Origin of the sequence: Pseudoalteromonas sp. S1610 (assembly GCF_005887465.1) — a bacterium.
Lineage (GTDB): Bacteria > Pseudomonadota > Gammaproteobacteria > Enterobacterales > Alteromonadaceae > Pseudoalteromonas > Pseudoalteromonas undina.
Genome location: NZ_PNDI01000054.1, coordinates 14,269 through 27,441 on the forward strand (window position 1 = coordinate 14,269; position 13,173 = coordinate 27,441).

10 protein-coding genes and 1 riboswitch are annotated in these 13,173 nt (G+C 42.5%); of the genes, 5 read left to right on the forward strand and 5 right to left on the reverse strand.

What is annotated here, in order from left to right:
- The first annotated feature begins 50 nt into the window (after window positions 1-50).
- Entirely contained in the window at window positions 51-944 is an 894-nt protein-coding gene (locus CWB77_RS15655; protein WP_010392028.1) for a bifunctional GNAT family N-acetyltransferase/hotdog fold thioesterase, read from the forward strand.
- A gap of 54 nt (window positions 945-998) precedes the next feature.
- On the opposite strand, the gene CWB77_RS15660 is transcribed toward CWB77_RS15655, so the two are convergent.
- The 5 genes from CWB77_RS15660 to dapA form a co-directional block, all read right to left on the reverse strand.
- On the reverse strand, window positions 999-2,030 hold the full coding sequence (locus CWB77_RS15660) for a phospholipase A (RefSeq protein WP_076922681.1): 1,032 nt from the start codon (window positions 2,028-2,030) through the stop codon (window positions 999-1,001).
- A 184-nt stretch (window positions 2,031-2,214) separates the two neighbouring features.
- Window positions 2,215-3,336, reverse strand: a complete 1,122-nt coding sequence (locus CWB77_RS15665) for a succinylglutamate desuccinylase/aspartoacylase family protein (protein ID WP_138623531.1) — start codon at window positions 3,334-3,336, stop codon at window positions 2,215-2,217.
- 5 nt (window positions 3,337-3,341) lie between these two features.
- Window positions 3,342-4,547, reverse strand: coding sequence for a PLP-dependent decarboxylase (locus CWB77_RS15670; protein ID WP_138570130.1), 1,206 nt, complete (start codon window positions 4,545-4,547; stop codon window positions 3,342-3,344).
- Window positions 4,547-5,287, reverse strand: coding sequence for a 2,3,4,5-tetrahydropyridine-2,6-dicarboxylate N-succinyltransferase (locus CWB77_RS15675; RefSeq protein WP_109875684.1), 741 nt, complete (start codon window positions 5,285-5,287; stop codon window positions 4,547-4,549). Before CWB77_RS15675 ends, CWB77_RS15670 begins: the two co-directional genes overlap by 1 nt.
- A gap of 15 nt (window positions 5,288-5,302) precedes the next feature.
- Window positions 5,303-6,187 (reverse strand): 4-hydroxy-tetrahydrodipicolinate synthase, encoded by an 885-nt coding sequence (dapA, locus tag CWB77_RS15680; RefSeq protein ID WP_138623533.1) that lies wholly within the window; start codon window positions 6,185-6,187, stop codon window positions 5,303-5,305.
- A gap of 127 nt (window positions 6,188-6,314) precedes the next feature.
- A riboswitch (Lysine riboswitch) is annotated at window positions 6,315-6,494 on the reverse strand.
- A gap of 187 nt (window positions 6,495-6,681) precedes the next feature.
- Here dapA and CWB77_RS15685 point away from each other — a divergent pair.
- The 4 genes from CWB77_RS15685 to acnB all read left to right on the forward strand — a co-directional run bounded on the left by CWB77_RS15685 (window position 6,682) and on the right by acnB (window position 13,036).
- The gene (locus CWB77_RS15685) at window positions 6,682-7,380 is read left to right on the forward strand and encodes a DNA-3-methyladenine glycosylase I (RefSeq protein ID WP_010392041.1); all 699 of its coding nucleotides are present in this window, start codon (window positions 6,682-6,684) and stop codon (window positions 7,378-7,380) included.
- Between the two features lie 8 nt (window positions 7,381-7,388).
- The gene (locus CWB77_RS15690; RefSeq protein ID WP_054202773.1) at window positions 7,389-8,798 is read left to right on the forward strand and encodes a protein adenylyltransferase SelO; all 1,410 of its coding nucleotides are present in this window, start codon (window positions 7,389-7,391) and stop codon (window positions 8,796-8,798) included.
- 322 nt (window positions 8,799-9,120) lie between these two features.
- The gene (locus tag CWB77_RS15695) at window positions 9,121-10,185 is read left to right on the forward strand and encodes an OmpA family protein (protein ID WP_138623535.1); all 1,065 of its coding nucleotides are present in this window, start codon (window positions 9,121-9,123) and stop codon (window positions 10,183-10,185) included.
- A gap of 253 nt (window positions 10,186-10,438) precedes the next feature.
- Window positions 10,439-13,036: a bifunctional aconitate hydratase 2/2-methylisocitrate dehydratase gene (acnB, locus tag CWB77_RS15700; RefSeq protein ID WP_138623575.1), complete on the forward strand. Its 2,598-nt coding sequence runs from the start codon at window positions 10,439-10,441 to the stop codon at window positions 13,034-13,036.
- Window positions 13,037-13,173: the final 137 nt, after the last annotated feature.

The following is a 13,173-nucleotide window of genomic DNA, read 5'->3' on the forward strand; positions in this document are numbered from 1 at the left end:
CACAAAATGCACAGCGTAATATTTTTACATTTTTAATTTATGGAGTCTGTATGTTTCAAGTGAGCACCCCTCAAAGTAGTGAAGACTGGCAAGCCTATTATCAATTACGCTGGCAAGTTTTACGTGCACCATGGGGCGAACCTCGTGGTTCTGAGCAAGACGATTTAGAGCAAGAAGCTGAACACCGCTTTATTAAAAATAAAGCAGGTGAAGTATTGGGTGTGGCGCGTTTGCACTTTAATAATCAGCAACAAGCTCAAGTACGTTATATGGCGGTTGCAGAGGGTAACCGTAATCAACATATTGGTAGCCGCTTATTACATGAGCTAGAAAAAATAGCGTGGAATCAAGATGCTGATGAATTAGTGCTGTTTGCTCGCGAACGTGCTCTGGAATTTTATCAGCGCCATGGCTACGAAAATAAAGAAAAAGCGCATTTAGCCTATGGTGATGTTCAACATTATAAAATGGTTAAGCTCAAGCCGAGTGAGCCAGGTTGGTTTCGTCACCCTAATTGGACTCAAGTACTGCAAAATACATGGCGTGAATCAATCCCTATTAGTGATGCAATGGGGATAAAAGTAGAAAGCTACACTGATTGGCAATTTACTACTCGTGCAGATTTAAATGCTAACTTAAACTTACACAACACCATGTTTGCAGGCTCTATTTACAGTCTAGCTACACTAACGGGTTGGGGAGCAACGTACTTAGCATTAAAAGAAGCCGGACTTGAGGGTAATATAGTGTTAGCCGATGCTAATATTAAATATTTAAAACCACTGAATACCGACCCTAAAGGCTGTGTTGATATTCAAACCTGTAAAGGTAACTTAATAGAGTTACAAGAGGCGGGTAAGGCGAGCTATTTAGTGCCAGTAACCATTTTTGATGGTGATCAAGTAGTTGCTCAGTTTGAAGGGCAGTTTGTGGTTAAAAAGTAATAAGAATAAACGAAAAAGCCAAGCGAGTTGCTTGGCTTTTTTTATTAGCGGTTATTACAGTAAATCAGTCAGTAATATACCGACACCAAAGCGTTCAATATCGGCGTTATAGTCTATTAAACTCTCACCATAGCCATTAAAATACTGCGCATAGCCGCGTACTCTTCCCCATAGAGGGAATGACCAATCAAGCTGAATTGCCCCGCGGTTATCTGAATTTAAATTATTACGAGTCATAAAACTAAATTCATGATCGTGAAAGCGATACGCGCCACCAAATTCAAAGTAACCCATGTATTTATAGATATCAGGGTTATCGTCACCTCGTGCATCTAACGGCGCAGGCTTTTTGTTTTCAGGAATGCGGTACCAAGGCTTAAAGCTGAATACAAAGCCGTCATTTTCCCAAATGAAATCGGCATAAATACGGTTCCAAGAACGCGAGTTTGGCTGACTTCGGCCATTAGATTGGTGCGAAATACCAATAGCTATTGCCATTTCATCGCCCCATAAAACGTTTTCAGGGTCTAAGTAATTAATCCAGAAAATTTCTGGCTCGTAATTAGTTTCTCGAAAGGGAGAAGAAATATCGTCGTTGTATACTTGCCAGTATGACTGCAGAGTAAAGCCAAAAAATATAGCTTGGTCTGGGTCGGCAAACTCATCATACAAAGGTACTTTAATTGATAACTGATATTTAGCTTCTAGGTTATCGAGAGGGTCGCCATCTTTTTTATCGGTTAATTCTGCAAATCCATCAAACGGGCGAGTGTTTGGGTTCGACATATAAGAAACCGGTAAAATATAATTACGTTTATGCGGCGTAATTACATTACGATTCTTTTTGCCAACCGCTTCACGGGCTTGGCGTTTATCGATAGCTGTTAGCTGCTTGCTTTCTTCAACTGCAGAGCATTTTTCGCGCAATTGATCGAGGGTTTGCTTACCGTCTCCACCTATCACTTCATTTAATATACATTGTTTAACCAGCTCAAGTTCATTGTTTTGCTCGTTTTTTGCTGTTTCTTCAGCAATAACAGCAGTACTTAGTAATGTTGAGAGTAGTATCCAGTGGCGCCAACTCATTATAATTCCTTTGTAAGTGAGGGAAGTAACAGATTTGTGGTGATTATAACGCATTTTTAACACGTATACGGTGAATTTGTCCTGAACTTTAATAAAGCAAAAAGAAAAGCGACCTAAGTCGCTTTTACTGGATAACTAGCTAATAGCTCGCTAGTTAGACTCTCACGCAATGAGAAGGGGTGAGCTAGAGCTCAAAAACGTTTGTAAAAAACTTATAAAGTTCAGTGCCTTGGTTCACACTAGCTGAGGCAAAATGCAATATCGCAATCGCATCAAGATCAAAGCTTAATGTTTGCAGTGGTTGTTCGCTTAGGTAGCGTTCCATTCGCAGTATTTTAGCTATAGGTTCGCCCGCTTTAATGTGCCCACCAAGAGGGGCTAAGTATTCAACCATGCCACCCATAGGTGCATAGTAAGCAATATAATCATTTAGTTGGCAGCCATACCTTGTCATCACTTTTGGCTTGTAGGGCGCATCAACAAATACTTGCTTATGATTTAAATAACTTAAAATACTTTGAGCATCATTAAACGCCGCGCTTAAATCTATTTTTTCTTGGCTTCCCAGCTCTACCGTAAAGGCTTCAACTTGTACGTTAAAATTTCGGCCTTGCTGAGCAAGTTGCTCGCTAAGTTGCCACCATGGACAAAAGCTCGCTTCATCCATTGCGCCATCAAAGTCATTAGGGATCACTAGCACATGGGGAATATTAAAGTAACGGGCACTTTCTGTGGCATATTCAGGACAATATAAGTGCTGACTAGAAATAGGGCCAGTGTGTAAATCTAAAACAATATCAGCTTGATGCGCTAGTCTTTGTAAGTTTAGCGCTATGCGTTTACCCGTTGTTAAACGATAGTCTGGGCCATTAAGTTGCTGCTCAACATCATTAATTAACGCGGTTTTAAACGCTGTTTTTAGAGCTGTATCGTCAGCGTCGTAGTATTGCTTTGCAAACTGTGATGCAAGCTGATTATTACAGTGATACATACGATTCCAATTAGTCCCCGTAATAGGGTCGAATCGGCCAAGCGTAAATTCGCCCGATTTTTGATTACAGCCAATGGGGTTAGCGTAGGGAACTAAGGTAATATCACCTTTTAAATTAAGGTTTTTTAGCTGTTCAAGTAGCTGATAAATAACCGCGTTACCTTGTACTTCGGCGCCATGCATATTAGCTTGTATATACACACTTGGGCCTGTGCCATCGCCCTTTAAACGATAGACAGGAATGGTCAGTGGTAGGCCATTTGCCACTTCACCAACTACAATATTTTCCTGGCTTATAGCTGTGGTGTTATTCATTTTTATTACCTCAAGTAGTGGCTTGCATCTTCTGCTTGGCGAATACAGTTGATTTCGCCATGGTGTATAACATATTCACCGGCCAGTTCATGGCACAAAAAGTACGGCATACTTTCGGTAAAACCATAAGCACCGCATTGACTAAACACCAGCCAGTCATGTTCATTTAAATCGCTCGGTAATTGGTGCTCCCCTAAGCAATCCAGCGCTGTACATAAAGGTCCGTATAGGCTCATTGCTTGGTTTGCTGCGTTTGAATCACGTAATAAACGCGCAGGAAAGTCTTGATTAGTAACCGCAGGGCGCAATAAGTGATTAATACCGCCGCTCATAATTACCTGCTGTTGGCCGTAGTTTAATTTGCGCTCAACCACCGGTGTGGCGTAGTGGCCGCATTCGCCTACAGCATAGCGACCTAGTTCCATCCACAGCTCTTTAACACCCGCATCGCGTTTAATCTTTGCAAGGGCTGCTATTAATGCATCCCAGCTTAAAGTCGGATCATTAAGGGTGTAAGGAATACCTAAGCCGCCACCTAAATCCAGAATATTAAGGTTAATACTTAAATGCTCAGCAAGTTGCCTTAACGGCGCAATCATTTGCGCCCACAGATCTGCAAGTTTGTCGCTGCTGAGCATATTGCCCCACTGAAAAATATGTAGGCCATCAAAGCTCAGTGCTGTGTAGTCATTAGTAGTTAGCGATTGCCATTCATCGCAGCCAAGCCCAAATGGGGTAAGGCTGTCGCCACCTAGTGGGTTTTTATCACCCTCGGGCCAGCGTAATTGAACACGCAGCAAAACCTGTAACTGACACTGCTGGGCAGTCGCTTGTTCGTTTAACCAACGCACCTGATTAAGACTTTCTGCCACAAAGGTGCGTACGCCACGTGCAATAAAATGTTTAATTTGTTTTGGGCTTTTAGCAGGGCCCGTGTTGAGCACGCGCTCGCTGTTAATTCCTTGGGCAAGTACTTGCTCAAGTTCGCCTTTACTTGCAACATCAAAGTTAAAACCAGCGTTATCTAAACTTTGTATCACTTTAGATAGGGGATTGGCTTTAACCGCATACCAAAGCTTTACTTCGGTTTGCGCCACTAAGTGCGCAAGGTGCGCATCTAGTGAGTCAAGGTCGTAGACAAAAAATGGAGTATCGAGTTTACTCGAAAGCTCATCAATAGCGCTTTTAACGGGCGTGCTCAAAAAGGTCATTAACGTAAAACCTCTTCAAGCAATAATGACGCGTCACTTTGCTCGTCCCGGTATTTAACAATTAAGGCACACGACATACTCAAGCCTTGAGCACGCGCCCAGTCGTTTGACGCAGGGCGAGAGCCTGGGATCACAATCGCGTATTCAGGGATTGCTTCGCCTTTATCAAGCTGACGCTCATTAACGCAGTCATAAACAGGGATGGTTGCCGATAAGCGAACACCAGGGGCAAGTACCGCGCCTTTTTTAACTACCACGCCTTCAACAATCACACAGCCTGCACCAATGAATGCATCGTCTTCTATGACCACAGGGCTTGCGCCAATGGGCTCAAGTACCCCGCCTAATTGTACCGCGGCGCTCAAGTGAACATTTTTACCCACTTGCGCACATGAGCCAACCAATGCGTGGCTATCTACCATAGTCCCCTCGTCAATAAAGGCCCCAATATTTACGTACGCAGGTGGCATAATAATAGTGCCTTTGGCAACATGTGCACCACGGCGCACACTTGAACCACCTGGCACCATGCGAACGCCTGCTGTGGCTTCAAAGCATTGCGGCGCTAGATTATGTTTATCTACAAAGCCACCAGGAAACTCCATGTTAGTGCCGTTTTTAAATGCCTCTAAAATGCCTTGCTTTACTTCTACGTTAGCGTGCCATTGGCCGTTTTCGTCTTGTGTTGCTGCGCGAACTGCGCCCGTTTCTAAATTATTTAATAGTTCTAACCAGCTCATTATAAAAACCTGTATTTAATGCCAAGATAAAATGGTGTTGTTTGCCGATGAAATGTCATCGGTGTGTGTCAGCTCAAGGTGTGTTAAAGGTGGACGTAAATGCGGACTGCTAATACGCCCTTGTAAATGCATTAACACTTTGACTGGGATAGGGTTTGCTACTGAAAATAAGCTATTGATAGCGCTAGACCACTGGACAAAAAGATTAGGGTGTTGGCCGCTTAAACTGCGCTTTACAAACTCATGGGTTTGCACTGGCCATGCATTGGCTGCAACCGACACTAAACCTTTTGCACCTGCTTGGGCAAAATAAGGCATGAGGGCATCGTCACCACTAAAAATGGCTAGTTCAGGCGCTGCTTGTCGATAGGCTTCAAATTGAGAAATACAGCCACTGGCTTCTTTGAGTGCCCATAAATTTTTATGTTGTTTGAGGTTTTCAATGGTTGCAAGGGGAATGCTAACCGCACTACGTCCTGGTACGTTATAAAGCATACAAGGATGAGAACTGGCATTGAGCAGGCTTTCAAACCAATGCGTTTGCCCCACTGCACCGGGTTTGGCGTACAAAGGCGAGCCAAGTAAAAAACCATGAATAGGCAGTTGGTTGCAGTAGTTAACCCATTCAAGCTGCTGCTTTAAGTTACTACCACCGACTGCGACCATAAGCGGGACGCTCGGCTGTAATTGGCAAACATGCTCTACGATGGCTTGCTGCTCTTTTAGGGTCAGGGCTAACCCTTCGCCAGTGCTACCAAGTAATAAAATGCCGTTGTTAGCGGCTTCTTGTTCGGCCACCAAGGTGTCTAAGGTTGCGTAATCAACTAGGCCATTTTCATCAAATGGGGTGATCAGCGCAGTCCATAAATGGAAATTGTTAATATTGAAGTTGTTGATCATCTCTCACGAACTTATAGGGCATTCGTCGAGTTATTGGCGGGTATTTAGGGTGCCTGACTCTTTGAATGTATTTATAATTCGAAGAGCGAATGGGCTTAAATAATAGGGCGCACGGCCTTATTATACTAAGACCAGAAGCTCTCCACCAAATATGTTATTGGTGACAGTCGCTAGGATTCAACCTAGTCGCCCGAAGTAATCTTTCACAAAAAAGTGTTACCTCTCGGCGTTAATTCCCCTCACGTATGCTCAATGGAGTTTGCGCTCCTAACATACGCTACCTGAATAACGCACCTCTTCCAGCCCTTTGCACTTGCTATTGAAAAATCAATCAGCAAATACAATGTAATAGGGTAAGTGTGGCGATTAAACCACTTTAGCCGTCTAGGTGTCAAGTGACTAAATACAGAATAGTTCATCGATAATAGCAACGGTTACGTATTGGCTGCTTTTCTCGTAAACTAGTTTCATGGTCGAAGTAAGGTATTAAGTAGATGGAAAAATTTAGCGATATTTATAAGCGTGCAGTGGAGCGAAAGGGCTCTGAAAAAATGCTTAAGTTGTTACTCGCAAAACCTTTATCAACAAAGCAACTCGTCACATTAAGTGATGATGATTGGCTAGAAGAATTTACTCGGAAAGTTTTTCAAAGTGGTTTTTATTGGTCGGTGATCAACAGTAAGTGGGCCGGATTTAGAGAGGTTTTCTGGGATTTCAGTGTTGAAAAATTATTGATGATGCCACCAGACATGTTAGAACAAAAAGCCAGTGACGAACGAATAGTGCGCAATTATAAAAAAGTAAAAACCATTACTGATAATGCGTATATGATCCATGAAGTTGCAGAGCAACACGGCAGTTTTAGTCAGTTTATTGCTAACTGGCCAAGTGAAGATATTATTGGTTTGTGGGCGTATTTAAAAAAACATGGTGCAAGGCTGGGTGGTAATACTGGTCCTTATGCACTGCGTGCCTTGGGGAAAGATACTTTTTTACTTTCAAGAGATGTAGAAAGCTATTTGCGTGCCCATAAAATTATAGATGGCGGATTACAAACTAAAAAGTCACTAAGTGCGGCGCAGGCATTCTTTAATGAACTGCAGCAGCAAAGCGGCTTAAGCATGCAAGAGCTAAGCTTAATTGTCGCTTATGGTGTAGGCGACAATCGCGTAGGTATCAGCCAAAAACAATAGGATTAAACATGAAATTAGTGCCAAGGTATACCGATATTGGTGAGGGGTTTGCTATTAGCGATCATCCAGCCAAGGTGACCGCACCACAGTTATTGTTATGGAATGAACCCCTAGCTGAGCAATTTAATATACAAGTGGATGCTGATTCTCGAGCAAATATATTCAGTGGAAATGAACCTCAAGCAGTTTCTGCAGTTGCATTAGGGTATTCGGGTCATCAGTTTGGTCATTTTTCTCCACGCTTAGGAGACGGCCGAGCGCATTTACTTGGCGCGATCAGTGATGATAAAAACCAGCTTTGGGATTTGCAATTAAAAGGCGCTGGCGCTACGCCATTCTCGCGTGGTGGAGATGGGCGCTGTGCATTAGGTCCTGCTATTCGTGAGTACGTAATGAGCGAAGCAATGCATGCGCTTGGCATTCCTACTACGCGTTGTTTAGCCGTGGTTGGTAGTGGTGAAACTGTTTATCGTAACCCGCCTCAACCTGGCGCTATTGTAACGCGACTCGCGAGTAGTCATATTCGAGTTGGCTCGTTTCAATATTTAGCTACCCAAGGCGATTTGACCAGTCTAAAAAACTTAGCCGATTTAGCCATTCAAAGACATTACCCTGAAATTAACAGCACTGGCGCCCAGCGATACTTGGATTTTCTAGCCGCAGTGATAACCAATCAAGTTAACTTAGTCGTAAGTTGGATGAGGGTGGGGTTTATTCATGGGGTAATGAATACCGACAACACCTTAATTAGTGGTGAAACCATAGATTACGGTCCATGTGCCATGATGAACCAGTTTGATTTTGATACCGTGTTTAGCTCTATTGATAAGCAAGGGCGTTACGCATTTGGTAATCAGCCAAACATGGCGAGTTGGAACTGTGCTCGCTTAGCAGAGAGTCTAATGGCACTAATAAGTGACGACGATGAGCAAGCCGTAGCAATGCTGACACCTATCATTGCAGACTTTTCGACCCAATTTAATCAGCAATTTAGCGCTATGTGGGCACAAAAGTTAGGGCTAACAATAGCTGATGATAAAGATAATGAGCTGGTGGGGGAGTTACTAGGGCTATTAAAAGAACACCAGCTTGATTATACCAATACTTTTAATGCACTCACTGAGTCGTTAAATGGGCAAGCTGAAATACCATCAGCACTTACCTCTTGGGCACAGCAATGGCAAACACGAACTAATGAGCACAGCTATCAAGTGATGCGACAAGCCAATCCGAGCGTGATCCCACGTAACCATATTATTGAAGATATTATTACTCAGTACACTACGCATGGGGATAGTGAGCTACTCAGTCGTTTTAGCAAAGTGATGTCGAGCCCTTACACAAGCCATGCGCAGGCCACTGAGTTTCAAACGCCGCCCGAAGATGATAAGAATTATCGTACTTTTTGCGGTACTTAAGTATGGTTTATTGCATTTTAAAATGAATATAAAAGGTCATTTTTTACCCCTGCGATGTTCATTCATAGAGCAAACTATGAACGAATGATACCATAACATCCATAAAGGCTAGTGATCGTATGGGGTTTAAAGCGATTGTTTGCTTTTTGAGCTAGTCTTTGTTCAGTAACATTTTTTATGGGCTAGTTTTATTATCCTAAGATATTGAAAAAATATATTTGCGTTAAGTATTGATTAACAAAGGCTCAGTTACTGTATAGGTAAGTTAGAAGAGCTAGCAATGCTTAGCTACATTTTTAGTTGTTAAAATGGGAAGAAAACAATGAAATTAAAATCACTTACAATTGCCATAGCGTTAGCTGCAACTAGCGCATCTACTTTTGCTGCCGAACAAGAAGGTTTTTACATTGGTGCGTTCGGTGATTACTACGATGCTTCGTGGAAAAACATGCGTGAGCAGGCTGGCCTTGACGTTAATGAGTCAACAGGTTGGGGTGCTGAATTAGGTTACCGCTTTAATGATTACTGGAGCGCACGTTTAGAATACGCAGACCTAGATTTTAATGCACATGACAAAGTACTTAACAACCGCAACGATATTGACGGCGAACGTTACGGTATCGATGCGCTTTACCACTTTGGCGGCGGCTCTTTTTACGGTTTATTCGGTCTGAAAGACATTGATGTTGTTGATGACAACACGTTTGTAAATGCAGGTGTAGGTTACCGACACTTTGTTACAGACAACTTCTTTGTAAATGCTGAAACCAGTGTTTACCAAGGTTTAGACAAAGGCTACACAGATGTTGGCGCAAAATTAGGTATTAACTACTTTTTCGGCCAAAAATCAGCGCCAGTAGCACCAGTTGAGCCTGCACCACAACCAGAGCCAGAAATTGTTCCAGTGCCGGTAACACTTGCTGATACTGATAAAGATAGCATTCCTGATGTAGATGACAAATGTGCTAACACACCGATGACAGATGCGGTTGATAGTGATGGTTGTACACTTTATGAAGATACTGAAGTAACAGTAAGCTTGTTAGTAACATTCCCTAACAATGACTCGTCAGTTTCACAGCAGTACTTAAATGATATTGACGAAGTAGCGTCTTTCTTAAAAGAGTACCCAGATACAACTGTACTTCTTGAAGGTCATACGTCTGCAGTAGGTAAAGCGTCTTACAATAAATGGTTATCTAAAAAACGTGCTGATGCAGTAGCTAAAAAGCTAATTGCTGATGGTATTGCAGAAGATCGCATTACAACAGCTGGCTTAGGCGAAGAACGCCTTAAAAATGAAGCGAATACGGCACAAGCACACGCTGAAAACCGTCGTGTTGAAGCACACGTAAAATCTATTAAACGTGTAAAAGTACTACGTTAATAGTTGCTAATTAAGTAAAAACCCAGCTTATGCTGGGTTTTTTTATGGCTGTTAATAAGTATTCATGAAAGTTGATTTTATGAAATTCACTATTCATATTATTAATAATCGATATAACTAGTTGCCCAAGTGGATGGATTTTAATCTATGTATAAAAGCTTTATAATCGAGCGTTAGAATACTATAAGTATTGGGTTATAGTGTGTTTTGTAAACACTACCGAATACTTTCACGTCACCAAGAGGGCAATACTGTGCTACAAGAATATCGTAAACACGTAGAAGAACGTGCCGCGTTAGGTATCGTACCAGCGCCATTAGATGCTCAGCAAACGGCTGATCTTATTGAGCTAATTAAAACTCCACCGGCAGGTGAAGAAGAATTCGTCCTAGAACTACTAATCAATCGTGTACCGCCGGGTGTTGATGATGCAGCCTACATTAAAGCTGGTTTTTTAGCGGCTGTTGCAAAAGGTGAAGCCGTTTCTCCACTTCTTTCTAAAGAAAAAGCAGCTGAATTGCTAGGTACTATGCTTGGTGGCTACAATATCGCGCCAATGGTTGACCTACTTGATGACGAAGCGTTAGCGCCAATCGTAGTTAAGGGCCTTGCAAACACATTATTAATGTTTGATGCGTTTTACGATGTAGAAGAAAAAGCAAAAGCAGGTAATACATACGCCAAACAAATCATTGAGTCTTGGGCTGCCGCAGAGTGGTTTACTAATAAGCCAGCTGTTGCTGAAAAGATCTCGGTTACTGTATTTAAAGTCACTGGTGAGACAAACACGGATGACTTATCACCCGCTCCAGATGCATGGTCACGTCCTGATATTCCACTTCACGCACTAGCGATGCTTAAAACAGAACGTGATGGCATTAACCCTGATAAAAACGGTGAAGTAGGTCCTGTCACTCAACTTGAAGAATTAAAAACTAAAGGCTTACCACTTGCTTACGTAGGTGATGTTGTTGGTACCGGGTCTTCACGTAAATCTGCTACTAACTCCGTGCTTTGGTTTATGGGTGCTGATATCCCATTTGTACCAAATAAGCGCGTAGGTGGTGTCTGTTTAGGTAACAAGATTGCGCCTATCTTTTTCAATACAATGGAAGACTCGGGTGCATTACCAATCGAATTAAATGTTGATGAATTCAACATGGGTGACCAAATCGACATTTACCCTTATGAAGGGGTTGTTAAACGTCACGGTACTGATGACGTGATCTCTACGTTCACACTTAAATCAGAGGTCATTCTTGATGAGGTTCGTGCTGGTGGTCGTATTCCACTGATCATTGGTCGCGGTCTTACAGACAAAGCACGTACATCACTGGGTTTAGGTGCAACTGACGTATTTAAAGTACCAGCAGTTACTGAAGTGTCAGATAAAGGCTTTACGCTTGCGCAAAAAATGGTGGGTAAAGCATGTAATGTTGCCGGTATTCGCCCAGGCCAATACTGTGAACCAAAAATGACTACGGTTGGCTCGCAAGATACCACGGGTCCTATGACACGTGATGAGCTTAAAGACTTAGCCTGTTTAGGCTTCTCTGCAGATTTAACCATGCAGTCTTTCTGTCATACATCGGCTTACCCTAAACCAATTGACGTAAATACGCATCATACACTTCCTGATTTCATCATGAACCGTGGCGGTGTATCGCTTCGTCCTGGTGATGGTGTAATTCACTCATGGTTGAACCGTATGTTATTACCAGACACCGTAGGTACCGGTGGTGATTCACATACTCGTTTCCCATTAGGTATTTCATTCCCAGCGGGTTCAGGTGCGGTCGCATTTGCAGCAGCAACAGGTGTTATGCCACTTGATATGCCTGAATCGATTTTGGTTCGTTTTAAAGGTGAAATGCAGCCTGGTATCACGTTGCGTGACCTCGTTCATGCCATCCCTTACTACGGTATTAAAGAAGGGCTATTAACGGTTGAGAAGAAAGGTAAAATCAACGAGTTCTCTGGTCGTATACTAGAAATTGAAGGAGTTGAGCACTTAACTGTTGAGCAAGCATTTGAACTATCAGATGCATCAGCAGAGCGCTCAGCAGCAGGTTGTACTGTTAAGCTTTCTAAAGAGTCGATCAGCGAATACCTTGAGTCTAACATTGTTATGCTTAAGTGGATGATTTCTGAAGGCTACGGTGATGTACGTACAATCGAACGTCGTATTACAGCAATGCAAGAATGGCTAGCTAACCCAGAACTAATGGAAGCGGATAAAGATGCTGAGTACAAGCATGTGCTTGAAATCGACTTAGCTGATATTAAAGAGCCAGTACTTTGTGCGCCAAATGACCCTGATGATGCGCGTTTACTATCTGACGTGACAGGCGAGAAAATTGATGAGGTATTCATCGGTTCTTGTATGACTAACATTGGTCACTTCCGTGCCGCAGGTAAATTACTTGATGGTTTTACTGGTCGTATTCCAACACAGCTTTGGGTTGCACCGCCAACTAAGATGGACAAAGACCAGCTTACGGACGAAGGTTACTACGGTATCTTTGGTCGTGTTGGAGCACGTATTGAAACGCCTGGGTGTTCACTGTGTATGGGTAACCAAGCACGTGTTGCAGATAAAGCAACGGTTGTGTCTACCTCAACACGTAATTTCCCTAACCGTTTAGGTACCGGCGCAAATGTGTTCTTAGCTTCAGCAGAGCTGGCGGCAGTAGCGGCAATTTTAGGTAAATTACCTACTCCGGCTGAGTACCAAGAATATGCAGCGAAAATCAATGCAACGGCAGCAGATACCTACCGTTACTTGAACTTCCACCGTATGCCTCAATACACTAAAAAAGCAGACAACGTAATTATTCAGCAAGCTGTATAGTTAATAGAGTTTGAATGAAAAGCCCGCTTCGGCGGGTTTTTTGTCGTTTGAATTTAATTTGGATTATTCATGCTTTAATAATCTTATATTGAATTAAATTTAAGTATTATTTGCTTTTTAGTTGAATAATAAAGCAA